This is a genomic window from Streptomyces sp. A2-16 (genome assembly GCF_018128905.1).
GTDB lineage: Bacteria > Actinomycetota > Actinomycetes > Streptomycetales > Streptomycetaceae > Streptomyces.
Genome location: NZ_CP063808.1, coordinates 5,999,822 through 6,014,814 on the forward strand (window position 1 = coordinate 5,999,822; position 14,993 = coordinate 6,014,814).

Annotated in this window: 13 protein-coding genes; 8 read left to right on the forward strand and 5 right to left on the reverse strand. The window is 70.8% G+C overall.

Going from position 1 to position 14,993, the window contains the following annotated elements; translation table 11 throughout:
- The 3 genes from IOD14_RS26910 to IOD14_RS26920 are packed head-to-tail and all read left to right on the forward strand — an operon-like array spanning window position 1 to window position 3,009.
- Window positions 1-969, forward strand: a complete 969-nt coding sequence (locus IOD14_RS26910) for an ABC transporter permease (protein ID WP_212671766.1) — start codon at window positions 1-3, stop codon at window positions 967-969.
- On the forward strand, window positions 962-1,990 hold the full coding sequence (locus IOD14_RS26915) for an ABC transporter ATP-binding protein (protein ID WP_123987392.1): 1,029 nt from the start codon (window positions 962-964) through the stop codon (window positions 1,988-1,990). The genes IOD14_RS26910 and IOD14_RS26915 overlap by 8 nt, the downstream gene beginning before the upstream one ends.
- The gene (locus IOD14_RS26920) at window positions 1,987-3,009 is read left to right on the forward strand and encodes an oligopeptide/dipeptide ABC transporter ATP-binding protein (RefSeq protein ID WP_123987393.1); all 1,023 of its coding nucleotides are present in this window, start codon (window positions 1,987-1,989) and stop codon (window positions 3,007-3,009) included. The genes IOD14_RS26915 and IOD14_RS26920 overlap by 4 nt, the downstream gene beginning before the upstream one ends.
- A 124-nt stretch (window positions 3,010-3,133) precedes the next feature.
- On the opposite strand, the gene IOD14_RS26925 is transcribed toward IOD14_RS26920, so the two are convergent.
- The 3 genes from IOD14_RS26925 to IOD14_RS26935 form a co-directional block, all read right to left on the reverse strand.
- Entirely contained in the window at window positions 3,134-3,604 is a 471-nt protein-coding gene (locus IOD14_RS26925; protein ID WP_123987394.1) for a carboxymuconolactone decarboxylase family protein, read from the reverse strand.
- Between the two features lie 90 nt (window positions 3,605-3,694).
- Entirely contained in the window at window positions 3,695-4,318 is a 624-nt protein-coding gene (locus tag IOD14_RS26930) for a restriction endonuclease (RefSeq protein ID WP_123992502.1), read from the reverse strand.
- A 230-nt stretch (window positions 4,319-4,548) separates the two neighbouring features.
- On the reverse strand, window positions 4,549-5,607 hold the full coding sequence (locus IOD14_RS26935) for a cellulase family glycosylhydrolase (protein ID WP_123987395.1): 1,059 nt from the start codon (window positions 5,605-5,607) through the stop codon (window positions 4,549-4,551).
- Window positions 5,608-5,740: 133 nt separating this feature from the next.
- Between IOD14_RS26935 and IOD14_RS26940 the strand changes: the two genes are divergently transcribed.
- From IOD14_RS26940 to IOD14_RS44535, 3 genes are all read left to right on the forward strand, one after another.
- Complete coding sequence (locus IOD14_RS26940) at window positions 5,741-6,823, forward strand: LacI family DNA-binding transcriptional regulator (protein ID WP_249126074.1); 1,083 nt, start codon at window positions 5,741-5,743, stop codon at window positions 6,821-6,823.
- Between the two features lie 33 nt (window positions 6,824-6,856).
- Window positions 6,857-8,116: an MFS transporter gene (locus IOD14_RS26945; protein WP_249126075.1), complete on the forward strand. Its 1,260-nt coding sequence runs from the start codon at window positions 6,857-6,859 to the stop codon at window positions 8,114-8,116.
- A 169-nt stretch (window positions 8,117-8,285) separates the two neighbouring features.
- Window positions 8,286-8,771: a hypothetical protein gene (locus tag IOD14_RS44535; protein WP_249126076.1), complete on the forward strand. Its 486-nt coding sequence runs from the start codon at window positions 8,286-8,288 to the stop codon at window positions 8,769-8,771.
- Window positions 8,772-8,921: 150 nt separating this feature from the next.
- Here IOD14_RS44535 and icmF read toward each other — a convergent pair whose 3' ends face one another.
- Entirely contained in the window at window positions 8,922-12,152 is a 3,231-nt protein-coding gene (gene icmF, locus IOD14_RS26955; protein WP_212671768.1) for a fused isobutyryl-CoA mutase/GTPase IcmF, read from the reverse strand.
- A 79-nt stretch (window positions 12,153-12,231) separates the two neighbouring features.
- Between icmF and IOD14_RS26960 the strand changes: the two genes are divergently transcribed.
- The gene (locus tag IOD14_RS26960; RefSeq protein ID WP_212671769.1) at window positions 12,232-12,507 is read left to right on the forward strand and encodes a hypothetical protein; all 276 of its coding nucleotides are present in this window, start codon (window positions 12,232-12,234) and stop codon (window positions 12,505-12,507) included.
- A gap of 327 nt (window positions 12,508-12,834) precedes the next feature.
- Here IOD14_RS26960 and IOD14_RS26965 read toward each other — a convergent pair whose 3' ends face one another.
- Entirely contained in the window at window positions 12,835-13,749 is a 915-nt protein-coding gene (locus tag IOD14_RS26965; RefSeq protein WP_212671770.1) for an AraC family transcriptional regulator, read from the reverse strand.
- 101 nt (window positions 13,750-13,850) lie between these two features.
- On the opposite strand from IOD14_RS26965, the gene IOD14_RS26970 reads away from it, so the two are divergent.
- Window positions 13,851-14,855 (forward strand): aldo/keto reductase, encoded by a 1,005-nt coding sequence (locus IOD14_RS26970; RefSeq protein ID WP_123987400.1) that lies wholly within the window; start codon window positions 13,851-13,853, stop codon window positions 14,853-14,855.
- The last annotated feature ends 138 nt before the right edge of the window (window positions 14,856-14,993 follow it).

Here is a 14,993-nt window from a genome sequence, read left to right on the forward strand (position 1 = left end):
ATGCTCGCCTTCGCCCTCAAGCGCTTCGGCTCTGCCCTGCTGGTGATGTTCGCGATCAGTGTGCTGGTGTTCCTGATCTTCTTCGCCACCCCGGGCGTCGATCCGGCGGCCCGGATCGCCGGCCGCAACGCCGACCCGGCCACGCTCGCCCAGGTGCGGCACTCCTTCGGCCTGGACCGACCGATGCCCGTCCGCTATCTGCTGATGATGCGTCACCTGCTGATCGACCAGGACCTGGAGTCGTTCGTCAACCGCGGCTCGCGGGTCATCCCGCAGATCGTCCAGGCGACCCCGGTGACCCTGTCCCTGGTCGTCGGCGCGGCCCTGATCTGGATGACGGCGGGCATCCTCATGGGCACGGCCGCGGCGACCCTGCGCGGCAGGGCCGCCGATCCCCTGATCATGCTGGTCGGCGTGGTCGGCGTCTCCCTCCCGGCCTACTGGCTCGGCGAGGTCGTCAACCTCCTCACCCAGAAGCAGCTGCACGACTCGCTCTTCTCCTGGGTGCCCCCGCCCGGCTACGTCGGCCTCGGCCAGGACCCCGGCCAGTGGGCGCTGCACCTGCTCTTCCCCTGGCTGACCCTGGCCCTCCTGTACGCCGGGATCTACGCCCGGCTGCTGCGCGGGGAGGTCGTCACCGCGCTGAACGAGGACTACGTCCGTACGGCCCGCGCCAAGGGCCTGTCCGAACGGCAGATCCTGCTCCGCCACGCCCTGCGCTGCTCGCTGATCCCGATCGTGTCGCTGTTCGGCCTGGACTTCGGGGCGCTGGTGGGCGGGTCCGCACTCCTCACCGAGGTGGTCTTCGGCCTGCCCGGCATCGGCAAGCTCACCTTCGACGCCCTCCAGAACCTCGACCTGCCCGTGATCATGGGGACCGTCCTGTACGCGGCCTTCTTCGTGGTCCTCGCCAACGCCCTGGTGGACATCCTGTACGCGCGACTCGATCCGAGGGCCCGTCATGCCTGAACCCCTGCTGGACGTACGCGACCTGAGTGTGCGCTTCCGCACCCGCCGGGGAACCGTCACCGCGGTCGACCAGGTCTCCTTCTCCGTCGCGCCCGGTGAAGTCCTGGGCGTGGTGGGCGAGTCGGGCTCCGGCAAGAGCGTGTCGATGCTGGCCGTCCTGCGGTTGCTCACCAACCCGAACGTGCTCGTGTCGGGCGAGGTCCTCTTCCGCGGACGTGACCTGCTCACCCTTCCCGACAAGGAGATGCGCGCGGTGCGCGGCCGGGAGATCGCGATGGTCTTCCAGGACCCGATGACCGCGCTGACCCCCGTCTACACCGTCGGCCGGCAGATCGTCGAGGCGATCCGGGCGCACGAACAGGTCTCCCGCGCTCAGGCGTGGGCCCGGGCGGTCCGGCTGCTCTCGGACGTCGGCATCCCCGACGCGGCCTCGCGGGCGCGCGCCTACCCGCACGAGTTCTCCGGCGGGATGCGCCAGCGCGTGGTCATCGCGATGGCGCTGGCCTGCAGCCCTTCGCTGCTGATCGCCGACGAGCCGACGACCGCGCTCGACGTGACCGTGCAGGCACAGATCCTCGATCTGATGCGGGAGCTCAACGCACAGGGCTCCGCGATGGTGCTGATCACCCACGACATGGGCGTGGTCAGCCGGATCGCGGACCGGGTCCTCGTCATGTACGGCGGCCGGGCGGCCGAGCAGGGCCCGCGGCGGGCGGTGTTCCACGGCCCGCGGCACCCGTACACCTGGGGTCTGCTCGACTCGGTGCCCCGGGTGAGCGGGGCCCGGCTGCGGCGGCTGTCCACCATCGCCGGCACGCCCGTCTCACCGGGCGCGGTCCCGGAGGGCTGCGCGTTCGCCCCGCGCTGCCGGCTGCGGCACGAGCGGTGCGAGGAGCGGCCGGCGCTGACCGCGGGCGGCGGTGACACCGCGCATCTGGACGCCTGCTGGCTGCCCGCCGAGGACCGCGCGGGACTGCGGCTGAGGGCGGACGAGGACGTGAACGGAGAGGTGGCGTCATGACGGCACAGGAGATCGCGACGGTGGACGAGGCTCTGCCTCCCGGCGGCGAGGTCCTGCTGCGGGCCACGGACGTCACCAAGCACTACCCCGTCCGCGGCAGACGCCAGGTGCTGCGTGCCGTCGACGGGGTCTCTCTGGAGGTGCGCGGCGGCGAGACCCTCGGCGTCGTCGGGGAGTCCGGTTGCGGCAAGTCCACGCTGGGCCGCTGCCTGGTCCGGCTCACCGAACTCACCGGTGGGCGCGTCGAGTTCGACGGGCGGGACATCTCGACGCTGTCCCGGCGGCGGCTGCGGCCGGTGCGGCCGGGCATGCAGCTGGTCTTCCAGGACCCGCACGCCTCGCTCAACCCCCGCCGTCGCGCCGGGGACATCGTGGCCGAACCGCTGCTGGTGCACCGGTACGGCGACGCAGCCGCGGTCCGCCGGCGGGTCGCCGAGCTCTTCGACGTCGTGGGGCTTGCGGCGGCTCATCTGGACCGCTATCCGCACGAGTTCTCCGGCGGCCAGCGTCAACGCATAGGAATCGCAAGGGCCTTGGCCACGCAGCCGAAGCTCATCGTGGCCGACGAGCCGGTCTCGGCGCTCGACGTGTCGATCCAGGCGCAGGTGCTCAATCTGTTCGCGGACCTTCAGGACGAGTTCGGCCTGACCTATGTCTTCATCGCGCACGATCTCGGTGTGGTCCGTCATGTGTCGGACCGGATCGCTGTCATGTATCTCGGTGAGATCGTCGAACTCGCCGGGACGGAGGAACTGTTCGCCCACCCGGCCCATCCGTACACGCAGGCCCTGCTGTCGGCGGTGCCGGACATCGACGACGGACAGCTCACGGACGACGGACCACCCCGGGAGCGCATCGTCCTGACCGGGGAGGTGCCCAGTGCGGCGGACCGGCCGACGGGCTGTCCGTTCCGCACTCGCTGCCCCTACGTCCAGGAGCTGTGCGCGGTGGAACGTCCACGACTCACGGCGACGGCTTCCGGCCACCAGGTGGCCTGCCACTACCCGCTGGGTGACTGAGGGAACGAGGTCGGGTCCGGGGTCTGCAGCCCCCGAACCGGTCATCCGGTCACCCGGCCCTCAAAGGTCCTCAGGCCCTCAGGTCTTCAGGTCCTCAGGTCCTCAGGTCCTCAGGTCCTCAGGCTCAGCCGAACTGGCCGACCACGTAGTCGCCGGCCGGCTGCTGGGTCATGACGTTCAGCCGGTTGAAGGCGTTGATGACGGCGATCAGGGAGACCAGGGCGAGGAGCTGCTCCTCGTCGTAGTGCTTGGCGGCGTTCTCCCACACCTCGTCCGAGACACCGCTCCCGTCGGCGAGACGGGTGCCGTGCTCCGCCAGCTCCAGGGCGGCGCGCTCGGCCTCGGTGAAGACCTTGGCCTCACGCCACGCGGCGACCATGTGGAGGCGCTGCGCGGTCTCGCCCGCGGCGGCCGCCTCCTTGGTGTGCATGTCGAGGCAGAATCCGCAGCCGTTGATCTGGCTCGCGCGGATCTTCACCAACTCCTGGGTTGTCAGCGGCAGTCCCGAGTCCGTGACCACCTTGCCCGCCATGGCGAAGTGCTTGAGCAGCTTGCCGGCCAGCGGGCTGGTGAAGACGTTGAGTCGGGCTTCCATGGTGTGCTCCTTCTGCCGTTGTCGATGGCTACACACCTATGACTGAATGGCCCGGCGGATTGTGACACCCACGGATGTGACCTGCGTCTCCTAGCCTCCGTAGGCCTGCTTCCAGCGGTTCCGGTGACGGGCGTCCCCTTGGCCGCGGCCGTTCACCTCGCGGAGCGACAGCAGGGAGGCGCCGTTGTTCCACAGGCCGAGGTGGTCGCGGTGCACGGCCAAAATGTCGTGCTCCAGGGCGAACTTCTCGGAGGGGCCGGTGAAGCGTGAGGTCGTCACGAACACGGCCACGTCGGCACGGAAGTGCACCCGGGCGCCCAACAGATCGCGCAGCTCGCGGTTGGGAACGGCCCTGCTCGGTGCGTAGCGCTTGCACTGGACGACCATCGTGCGCCCGTCCGGCAGCCGCCCGAGGACATCGGCGCCGTTGTCGCCCGCGCCGCCCACCCGGCGGACCTCCGTGCAGCCGTCCCGGCGGCACAGCCCCGCGACCAGTTCCTCGAACTGGGTGCCCGTCATCGCGTCCACCTCGGCGAGGGTCCGGCGGCCAGCGGCCACCGCCTCCTCCTGGCGCCAACGACGGTCACGGCCGCGCAGCGACCGGTCCGTCCGCCACAGCCGCCATCCGGCCCCCGCGGCCGCGGCAACCACCAGGCCGGCCGTCAGATACGGCCACACGCTCGCCCGGAAGATGACCAGGAGGACCAGCGCCACCGCGCCGCCTCCCGCGCCCCACTTGATCCGCAGCGCTCGCCGTCCGCGAGCGGACCCACCCCTTCGACGCCTGGCCACGGCGACCTCCCCCCCCCTTGCGCTCCCTCCCAGGAGTCTGAGCAGCTGGAGGAGGTGTGAGAAGGGCGCGAGTCGGCCATGTCCGGCCGGGCCGCCGTAGGAGCCGGCCGGCCGCGGCGCCTCAAGGCACCGCGGCCGGCCGGGGATCGGGTTCAGCCCTTGACGGGCCTGCCGCGGCCCCAGGCCCAGGCGAGGCGGTCGGCGCCGGACTGGTTGGTGGTCTCCAGCCACGGGCGGTTCGCCGGGCCGACGAGCTTCTGCACCGAGTAGATGTCGTCGGTGCGCAGGCCGGGCCAGTACACCGAGCCCATCTTCAGCTCGCGGAAGGTGTCGGTGACGGCCTGGATGAAGTTGACGAAGTTGTCGTCCGGGGTCTTCACGTTGTAGTTCAGGCCGGTCGTCATCGGTGCGCCGAACTCGTCGGCCACGGTCCGGTTGGCGCAGTCGCCGATGCGGACCTTCAGGTCGGCCACCCACTCGTCGTAGGTGGCGTACGACTTCCAGAAGCCGTAGTGGTGCAGCGACAGGTAGGTGCCCTTCAGACGCGGGTCGGCGCACACCGTCGTGACGTGGTCGTTGTAGCCGGCGCCGCTGACGAAGACGCGGTTGCGCGGCACGGACTTGTAGGTGTCCAGCCACTTCGCGGCGATGTCGGCCCACTGGGCGTCCGTGTAGCCGTGCGGCTCGTTCATCGGCTCGAAGTAGACCCGGGAGTTGCCCTTGTAGGCCTTGACGACGGTGTTCCACATCGGCCAGTAGGTGGCCTCGTCGTCGATGAAGCCGTCCCTGCGGTCGCCCGTGCCCTCCCAGTAGGACACGATGACCTTGAAGCCCTGGGCCGTCGCGGCGTCTATGACACCCCGGTACGACTTCCAGTAGGAGCCGTTGACGGTGTACGGGTTGATCGGCAGCCGGACGGTGTTGGCGCCGAGGTTCGCGCGGAACGCCGAGATGATGCGGCTCGCCTTGGTGTACGTCTGGGCGTAGGTGTCGGAGGTCGACAGGCCCGAGAGCTGGAGTTCGTCGTCAGCGAAGTTGTCGCGTGGGTCGGCCCAGTTCACGCCCTTGAACTGGGTCGTGTCGGTGGTCGGCGCGGCGGCGGAGGCGGGGCTGCCGGTGAGGGTGGCGCCGCTGATCGCGGCGACCGCGACGGCGACGAGCGAGGCACGCAGCCTCGGGGCGCGACGGGAGCTGACGGGGGTCTTGCGCATCGACCGAACCCTTTCGGAATGACAGCATGTTTACGTAAACATGACGGCGCCGGAATCGTGGCATCCGCCTGGGCGACCGTCAAGGTTTCCCACACGTAACATCCGGTGCGACACACAACACGTTCGTGTGCGGATGGAGGAGGCAGCAGTGGTGGAGCGGGGAGGGTCCGGTGTCCCCGGCGGACGGCGCAAGCAGCGCGTGTCCATGGCCGATGTCGCCAAGCTCGCGGGTGTCTCCTCGCAGACGGTCTCGCGGGTCTCCAACGGGCAACCCGGCGTGATCAGCTCGACGCGCGAGCAGGTCCTGGCGGCGATGCGGGAACTGGGATACCGGCCCAACAGCGCGGCGCGTGCCCTGCGGTACGGCCAGTTCAACACGATCGGGGTGATCCTGTTCAGCCTGTCCTCGACCGGCAACAGCCGCACAGTGGAGGCGATCGCCACGCACGCGGCGGCCGAGGGGTACGCGATCACCCTGATCCCCATCGACGTCCCGACACAGGACAACGTCCTGGGTGCCTTCACCCGCATGGGCGAGCTGGCCGTCGACGCGGTGATCGTCATCATGGAGATCCACCTCCTCGACACCGGGACGGTGCAGCTGCCGCCGGGAGTGCACGTCGTCGTGGTGGACTCCGACGCCGGCGACCGCTACAGCGTGGTCGACACGGATCAGGCGGACGGCGCGCGCAGGGCCGTACGGCATCTGCTCGACCTGGGCCATCGGACCGTACGGCATGTGGCGGGCCCGCAGGCGTCCTACGCGGGGCAACGGCGGGCCCAGGCCTGGCGTGCCGTGCTCGAGGAGGCCGGCCGGCCGGTGCCGTCCGCGCTGTACGGGGACTGGTCGGCCAAGGCCGGTTACGAGGCAGGGCTGGTGCTCGCGGAACAGCCGGACCTCACGGCGGTGTTCGCCGCCAACGACCAGATGGCCCTGGGGCTGTTGCGGGCGTTCCACGAGCGGGGGCTGTCCGTGCCGCACGACGTCAGCGTGGTCGGTTTCGACGACATCCCCGACGCGGCGTTCTTCGTGCCGCCGCTCACCACCGTCCACCAGGACTTCGCGGAGGTGGGGCACCGCTGTGTGCAGAAGGTGCTGCAGCAGATCCGCGCGGGCGGCGGCGGCCTGCCCGGAACCGACCTGGTGCCGACCAGCCTGGTGGTGAGGGGGAGCACGGCGCCACCACGTCAGGCCCCTCCCGCCTCGCGAGGTTGACCTTGCCCCAAGGGCAGCCCGCAGGCTCGGTGCATGACGCGAGAAAAACGGCTGCTGGTCGACGTGCGACCGCTGCGGGTGGGGGCGTTCCGGCGGTTGTGGGCGGCGGGGATCGTGACCGCACTCGGGGCTCAACTCACCGCCGTCGTCGTGCCGTTGCAGATCTACGAGTTCTCCGGTTCGTCGGCGTGCGTGGGCCTGGCCGGGCTGGTGGGTCTCGCCCCGATGGCCGCGGCGGCGCTGTGGGGTGGAGCGCTCGCCGACGTACGCGACCGGCGGAGGCTGCTGCTGACGACCACCGTCGGCATCGGTGTGACGTCGTCGCTGCTGTGGGCGCAGGCATGGGCGAATCTGCGGTCGGTCGGTGTGCTGCTCGTGCTGGTGGGCGTCCAGCAGGCCCTGTTCGGCGCCAACTCCACGGTGAGCAGGGCCGTCACACCGCGCCTGGTACCGCCCGAGCTGGTGCCGGCCGCCAACGCGCTCCAGTCGGTGGTCCTCCTGTCTGCCGGGATCGCCGGACCACTGGTGGCCGCCGGTCTGCTGCCGGTCGCCGGGAGCGGCACGCTGTACCTGGCGGATGCTCTCGCCGTCTGCGCGACGGTGTGGGCGGTGTGGCGGCTGCCTGCCCTTCCACCGCTCGGCGGACGTGAGCGAGGCCAGGGCCCGCTTCCACGCCGGATCATGGACGGCGTACGGTTCGTGACGCGACGTCAGCTTCTGCTCGCGGTGTATCTCTCCGACTTCGCCGCCCTGTCCCTCGGTCTGCCCACGGCACTCTTCCCGCAGCTGGCGGCGGAGACCTTCCGCCCTTCGGACATCGGTGTGCTGTACGCCGCCGTCTCGGCCGGAGGCGTGTTGGCGGGCTTGTTCTCCGGGGCCTTCACCCGCGTCCGGCGCCACGGTGTCGCCGTGGCGGTGTCGGTCGGCGTGTGGGGGCTGGCCCTCGCGGGGTTCGGACTGGCCCGCTCACTGGTCACCGCCGTGGCCTGGCTGCTCCTGGCCGGGGGCGCGCTCCTCGCGCTGGGTGTCTTCCGGAAGACGGTGCTGCAGACCGCCGTCCCCGACGGGATGCGCGGCCGGCTCCAGGGCATCGACACCGTGGTGGCGGTCGGCGGGCCACGCCTGGGCGACCTCCTGCACGGCACGGTCGAAGCCGCTCTCGGTGTCACCTGGACCGTCACGGGCGGCGGAGTCCTGACCGTCGGGGCGGCGCTCGCCCTTCTCCTGCTCTTTCCCGTGCTCCGGCACCATCGGGCCCCGTCCGGGAGGGAACAGGAGACGCTCGGCGCGTGAACCTCACTTCAGGGCCAGTGGCAGCTCGCACAGGCCGCTCCAGGAAATTGGAGTAGACCGGTCGGGCGGGACCGGTCTGTTCCAGGGTCTGGACCCGGTCCAGCAAGCCTTCCAGCACGGCTCCGATCTCGGCGCGGGCCAGGTAAACGCCGAGGCAGAAGTGCGGGCCGTGGGCGAAGGTGCGGTGCTGGTCGGGGGTGTGGTCCAGGCGGAGCCGGCCGGGGTCCCCGAAGACCTGATCGTCGTGGTTGGCGGAGGCGTTCCGCACGGTCACGATGTCTCCCGCGCGGATCGGCCGGCCGGCGATCTCGGTGTCCGCCGTGGCCGTGCGGCCCGAGTGCAGCGCGGGGGTCGTCCAGCGCAGGATCTCCTCCACGGCGGTGTCGACACCCGCGTCGCCCCGCTTGAGCGCCTGCCACTGGTCGGGGTGCCCGAGGGCGGTTCGGGTGCGGTGCTGACGGGGTACGGGACGCGGGCGCGGGAGCGCCGAGCGCCCGAACCCTCCCACCGGGGCACCGATGTGCAGGCGTCCGGCGCGCGTGTGCCGATGGAGGCGGCGGCCGAGAAGTACCTCCGCGCCCATCGCGAAAGCCCCGCGGTGACGATCTGGGCGGACGTGGACGCCGTCGGGGGTGGAGGCGGGGGCGCCCGGTGAGGTCCGGGCACCGCACGCCGGCCACCGCGCGCCCTCCTCGCGAGAAGCGGGCGGGCCAGCTCGGGATCCGGGCTGCCGAAGACGGCCTCGCCCGAGGCCGGCTCCGCGTCGGGGTCCGTCCGCGGGCGATCGAGCCGCTGTCGGGACTGGTCAGACGTTACGGCGGTACTGGCCGCCGACCTCGAAGAAGGCCTCGGTGATCTGCTGGAGGGAGCAGACCCGGGTGGCCTCCATGAGCACCGCGAACACGTTGTCGCCGCGTACCGCCGCGTCCTTGAGGGCGTCCAGAGCGGCCCGGGCCTCCTCGTGGTGGCGGGTGTGGAAGTCCTGGACGCGTTCCAGCTGGGACTGCTTCTCCTCCTCGGTGGCGCGGGCGAGTTCGACGACGCCGGGCTCGGCGGTGTCGGCGTGCGGGTTGCGGAAGGTGTTGACGCCGATCAGGGGCAGAGTGCCGTCGTGCTTGCGCTGCTCGTAGAGCATCGACTCGTCCTGGATACGGCCGCGCTGGTAGCCGGTCTCCATCGCGCCGAGCACGCCACCGCGTTCGCTGATCCGCTCGAACTCCTGAAGGACGGCCTCCTCGACCAGGTCGGTGAGTTCGTCGATGATGAACGACCCCTGCAGCGGGTTCTCGTTCATCGCCAGGCCCCACTCCCGGTTGATGATCAGCTGGATGGCCAGCGCCCGGCGCACGGACTCCTCGGTGGGGGTGGTGACGGCCTCGTCGTAGGCGTTGGTGTGCAGGCTGTTGCAGTTGTCGTAGATGGCGATGAGCGCCTGGAGGGTGGTGCGGATGTCGTTGAAGTCCATCTCCTGGGCGTGCAGGGAGCGTCCGGAGGTCTGGACGTGGTACTTCAGCTTCTGGCTGCGCTCGCCGGCGCCGTACTTCTCCTTCATCGCCACGGCCCAGATGCGGCGGGCGACGCGGCCGAGGACCGAGTACTCGGGGTCCATGCCGTTGGAGAAGAAGAACGACAGGTTCGGCGCGAAGTCGTCGACGCTCATGCCGCGGGCGAGGTAGGCCTCGACGTAGGTGAAGCCGTTGGCGAGGGTGAAGGCGAGCTGGCTGATGGGGTTCGCGCCGGCCTCGGCGATGTGATAGCCGGAGATGGACACCGAGTAGAAGTTGCGGACCTGGTGCGCGATGAACCACTCCTGGATGTCGGCCATCATCCGCAGGGAGAACTCGGTGGAGAACAGGCAGGTGTTCTGGCCCTGGTCCTCCTTGAGGATGTCGGCCTGCACGGTGCCGCGCACGTTCGCCAGCGCGTGTGCGCGCAGCCCGGCGGCCTCCTCGGGCGAGGGGTCGCGGCCCTCCTGGTCGCGGAACCGCTCGATCTGCTGGTCGATCGCGGTGTTGAGGAAGAACGCCAGGACGGCCGGTGCCGGGCCGTTGATCGTCATGGAGACGGAGGTCGTGGGCGCCACCAGGTCGAAGCCGTCGTAGAGGGCCTTCATGTCCTCCAGGGTGGCCACCGAGACGCCGGAGGTGCCGACCTTGCCGTAGATGTCGGGGCGCTCGTCGGGGTCGCGGCCGTACAGGGTCACCGAGTCGAACGCGGTGGACAGTCGGGTCGCCGGCTGGCCCTCCGACAGGAGCTTGAAGCGGCGGTTGGTGCGGAACGGGTCGCCCTCGCCTGCGAACATCCGCGCCGGGTCCTCGCCGTCGCGCTTGAAGGGGAACACACCGGCTGTGAACGGGAAGTGGCCGGGCAGGTTCTCGTTCCGCCAGAACCGTACGAGTTCGCCGTGGTCTGTGAAGCGCGGCAGGGCGACGCGGGGGATCTTGTTGCCCGACAGGGACTCACGGGTCAGCTTGGTACGGATCTCGCGGTCGCGGACCTTCACGACCTGCTCGTCGCCGGAGTAGGAGGCGATCACGGAGGGCCAGTTCTCGATCTGCCGGACGAGGTCGTGCGGCAGGCGCGTGCGAGCGTCGTCGAGGAGCGCCTGCACGTTCGCGGGGTCGGAACCGGCCTCGGCGAGCTCGGCCCCGACCAGTTCGAGACGCTGCACCCGCCGGGCCTCCTCGGCCAGCCGCTCGGTGTCGGCGTGGTAGCCGCGCACGGTCTCGGTGATCTCCGCGAGGTAGCGCACCCGGGGAGGGGGGACCACCTGGCGGATGCCGGAGGAATGACGGACGTCCACCGGGGCCAGTGCCCCCTCGGACAGCGACAGCCCCTTCTCCGCCAGGGCGCCCTTCAGGTGCTGGTAGAGCGCGGTGACGCCGTCGTCGTTGAAGGTGGCCGCGGAGGTGCCGTACACCGGCATGTCCTCGGGCCGCTGTCCGAACGCCTCGCGGTTGCGGACCAGTTGGCGGCCGACATCGCGCAGGGCGTCCTTGGCACCGCGCCGCTCGAACTTGTTGATCGCGACCACGTCGGCGAAGTCGAGCATGTCGATCTTCTCCAGCTGGGAGGCCGCGCCGAACTCCGGCGTCATCACATAGAGGGAGGCGTCGACGAACGGCACGATCGCCGCGTCGCCCTGGCCGATGCCCGGCGTCTCCACGACCACCAGGTCGAATCCGGCCGCCTTCACCACGTCGATCACCTCGGAGAGGTGCTCGGGCAGCTCACGGCTGCCGCGGGTGGCCAGGCTGCGGAAGAACACCCGCTCGCCGTCGAGGGAGTTCATCCGGATCCGGTCGCCGAGCAGTGCCCCGCCGCCCCGCCGACGGGTCGGGTCGACCGCGATCACGGCGATGCGCAGGGCGTCCCGCTGGTCGACCCGGAACCGGCGCACCAGCTCGTCGGTCAGCGACGACTTGCCCGAGCCGCCGGTGCCGGTGATGCCGAGCACCGGCACGTGCCGCGCGGCCGCCGCGCCCCGCAGCTCCCGCTGGAACTCCGGGGGCAGCTTTCCGAGTTCGGCACCGGTGAGGGCGCGGGCGATCGCGAACCGGTCACCGGCCAGGACCGCGTCGAGGTCGGCCGGCTTGCCGTCCCACAGGTCGAAGTCGCAGTCCTTGACGACCGTGTTCACCATCCCCGCGAGGCCCAGCCGCTGACCGTCCTCCGGCGAGAAGATCGTCACCCCGCTCTCGCGCAGCCGGGCGATCTCCTCCGGCACGATGACACCGCCGCCACCGCCGACCACCCGGATGTGCTCCGCGCCCTGCTTGCGGAGCGAGGCCATCAGGTACTCGAAGTACTCGACGTGTCCGCCCTGGTACGAGGAGACCGCCACGCCGTGCGCGTCCTCCTCCAGTGCCGCGTCCACGACCTCCCGCACGGACCGGTTGTGGCCCAGGTGGATGACCTCGGCGCCCTGCGACTGGAAGATCCGCCGCATGATGTTGATCGAGGCGTCGTGCCCGTCGAACAGCGCCGATGCGGTGACCAGGCGTACGGGGTGGACGGGGCGATGCAGATCGCTCATGGCTGAGCCTTCCCAGGACACGTCGAAGAACGCGGGCTGAGAAAATAGTAGGACGTCCTAGTAAATTCTTGGAGACCGGGTGAGCAGAAGCACAGCGGAACGCCCGAACGGCGCAGCGGCGCATGCCCACGCCGGGCCGGCCACGGGTGCGCGTCAGCCCGGCGGGGCCGGTGGCGGCAGGGGTGAGGGAGCGGGCACCCGGACGGGGTGGAGGACGGGGAGAGCCGGGCGGCTCTCCGGGCCGCAGCCCGAGGAGCTCAAGGCAGCCGAAGTGGTCAAGGAGATCGAGGAGGTCGAGGAGGTCGAGGAGGTCGAGACGATCTCCGCCCGGGCCGCCGGCTCCTCGCCGTCCTGACGGCCCTGCGAGGCGGGGGCGCGGACCGTGGCCGCCCTGACGTGACCCACGGTGCACGTGAGCACCAGTCCGCTGACGAGCATGGGGACGAACAGCACGCTGAGCACGCGCGCGTCACGGTGGTCCTGTGTCACTTCTGTTCCCGGGTGGTCCGTCCGGCACGAGTACTGCCCCCATGACCTCACTGTCACAGGCGTCGCACCGGCAGAGAAGCTTGATACTTAAAGCTGTTCCAGTCCTGTACAGATGCTTCACAGGACCACCGGCGCGCCGGACCGCGCGGCCCCTCGGCGCGCGAACTCACGTCATGGCACGCGGTGGCGGCCTTCACGGCTTCGCGCCCGATCCGTCGTGGAGCAGGGGCACTTCGCGGGTCCCGGTCAGCCGGCCGCGCAGTTGCGCCGCGTCCTGGCCGGGCGGCAGGCCGTAGGCGCGACGGTACTCACGGCTGAACTGGGTGGCACTGACGTACCCGACCTCCCGGGCGACCTGAGCCGCCGTCACGTCGTTGGTGAACAGCAGCCGTCGGGCCTGCTGGAGCCGCAGATGCTTCTGGAACCGAAGGGGGCTCATGCCGGTGGCGGCCTTGAAGTGGCGGTGCAGGGTGGCCGGGCTCATGCGGGCGACCTCGGCGATCTCGTCGATGCCGAGCGGCTCGGTGCAGTGGTCGCGGATCCAGCGCGCGGTCGTACGGATCCGGGAGGCGGCGGAGTCGGCCAGCGACCAGTGACGCAGTACCGGGCCGAGCGGACTGCGCAGGAGCCGGTAGAGGATCTCGGCCTCGATGCGGGGGCCGAGGGGGCCGATGTCCTCAGGGGTGCCGAGCAGGTGGACCCAGCGGGTGACCGCGTCGACGAGTTCCGGAGCCATCGGTGCGGTGACCGCCGCGGCGGTGGCCGTCGGCGCGGCCGGCCCGTCCTCCGCCAGCTCCAGCTGGAGGGCGGCGAGCGCCTGGGTGTCGAGCCGCATGACAGCGGCACGGTAGGGCACCTTCTCGAAGGCCGCGGTGACGGGCAGGTCGAGGGTGAAGAAGGCCATCTCGCCGGGCGGGGTGATCCAGCTGCGCTCCCCCACGACGGTCCGCTTGGCGCCGTCGGCGACGAAGCAGATCATCGGCTCGTACGTCACCTCCATCGGCTCGACGAGCTCGTCGAGCGCGACCAGCGACAGCTTGGGCACGGCGGTCTCCGACCACGGCCCCGGGCAGTGCCGCTCGATGGCACGGGCCAGCCGGTCCAGCATGAGAGCACCCTTCGCCAGGAAGTCCTCGCTTGAGAGGATCAGGCAATCCTATGCGACTGTCGCCCCATGACGCCCCGGCGCCGGATTCCTAGCGTGGAGGCATGACACAGCACGACAGGAACCTCCCCCACCGCAGGCTCGGCACCCAGGGTCTGGAGGTCGGCGCCGTCGGCCTCGGCACCATGGGCATGACCATGGCCTACGGCGCCGGTGACGAGCCGGGCGGCATCGCCACCGTCCGCCGCGCCTACGAGCTCGGCGTGACCTTCTTCGACACCGCCGAGCTGTACGGCTTGGGCACCGGCAGCAACGAGCAGCTGCTCGGCCGGGCCGTGAAGGACGTCCGCGACGAGGTCGTCCTCGCCACCAAGTTCGGCTTCGACCTGAGCGACCCGACGAAGCTCGGCGCCCTCGACAGCCGCCCCGAGCACATCCGCGAGGTCACCGAGAACAGCCTGCGCCATCTGGGCACCGATCACATCGACGTGCTCTACCAGCACCGCGTCGATCCGGCCGTGCCCATCGAGGACGTGGCCGGTACGGTCGGCGAGCTGATCGCCGAAGGCAAGGTGCGCTACTTCGGTCTGAGCGAGGCGGGCCCGGACATCATCCGCCGCGCCCACCGTGTGCACCCGGTGTCGGTCCTCCAGACCGAGTACTCGGTGTTCGAACGGGCCGTGGAGGCCGAGGTGCTGCCGGTCGTCCGCGAGCTGGGTATCGGATTCGTCCCGTACTCGCCGCTGGGCCGCGGTTTCCTCACCGGTGCGGTCAAGCCGGCCGCCGAGTACCCCGCCGACGACATGCGCAGCTGGGACGAGCGCTGGCAGCCCGGGAACTACGAGAAGAACCTCGCGGCGGTGCGGGAGCTGACCGCTCTGGCGCAGTCCAAGGGCATCGCGGTCACCCAACTGGCCCTGGCCTGGCTGCTGGCGCAGGGCGACGACATCGTGCCCATCCCTGGCACCCGCAGCCCGCGCCGGCTGGAGGAGAACGTCGCGTCCGCGTACGTCGACCTCACGCCCGAGGAGCTCGCCCGCATCCAGGAGATCCTCCCCCACGGGGCGGCCGGTTCCCGCTACCCCGCGAACATGATGCCCTCCTGGTAGGGGCGGCCCGTGCCGGGTGCGGGACACCCGGCGCGGCATGCTCCCCGGTCGGGTGCGGTGACGGAACCACCTCGACGGCGGTGCGGTCCCTGGCACGGGCCGCGGAGATCGCCGACCGGTCCGACCGCCGGCCACCTG

Bases quoted from the DNA above. Each gene is read 5' to 3' on its own strand.
- IOD14_RS26910 (WP_212671766.1), top strand. From the start codon at position 1: ATGCTCGCCTTCGCCCTCAAGCGCTTCGGCTCTGCCCTGCTGGTGATG.
- IOD14_RS26945 (WP_249126075.1), top strand. From the start codon at position 6,857: ATGACGCGAGAAAAACGGCTGCTGGTCGACGTGCGACCGCTGCGGGTG.
- IOD14_RS26920 (WP_123987393.1), top strand. From the start codon at position 1,987: ATGACGGCACAGGAGATCGCGACGGTGGACGAGGCTCTGCCTCCCGGC.
- IOD14_RS26965 (WP_212671770.1), bottom strand. From the start codon at position 13,749: ATGCTGGACCGGCTGGCCCGTGCCATCGAGCGGCACTGCCCGGGGCCG.
- icmF (WP_212671768.1), bottom strand. From the start codon at position 12,152: ATGAGCGATCTGCATCGCCCCGTCCACCCCGTACGCCTGGTCACCGCA.
- IOD14_RS26970 (WP_123987400.1), top strand. From the start codon at position 13,851: ATGACACAGCACGACAGGAACCTCCCCCACCGCAGGCTCGGCACCCAG.
- IOD14_RS26940 (WP_249126074.1), top strand. From the start codon at position 5,741: ATGGAGGAGGCAGCAGTGGTGGAGCGGGGAGGGTCCGGTGTCCCCGGC.
- IOD14_RS26925 (WP_123987394.1), bottom strand. From the start codon at position 3,604: ATGGAAGCCCGACTCAACGTCTTCACCAGCCCGCTGGCCGGCAAGCTG.
- IOD14_RS26915 (WP_123987392.1), top strand. From the start codon at position 962: ATGCCTGAACCCCTGCTGGACGTACGCGACCTGAGTGTGCGCTTCCGC.
- IOD14_RS26935 (WP_123987395.1), bottom strand. From the start codon at position 5,607: ATGCGCAAGACCCCCGTCAGCTCCCGTCGCGCCCCGAGGCTGCGTGCC.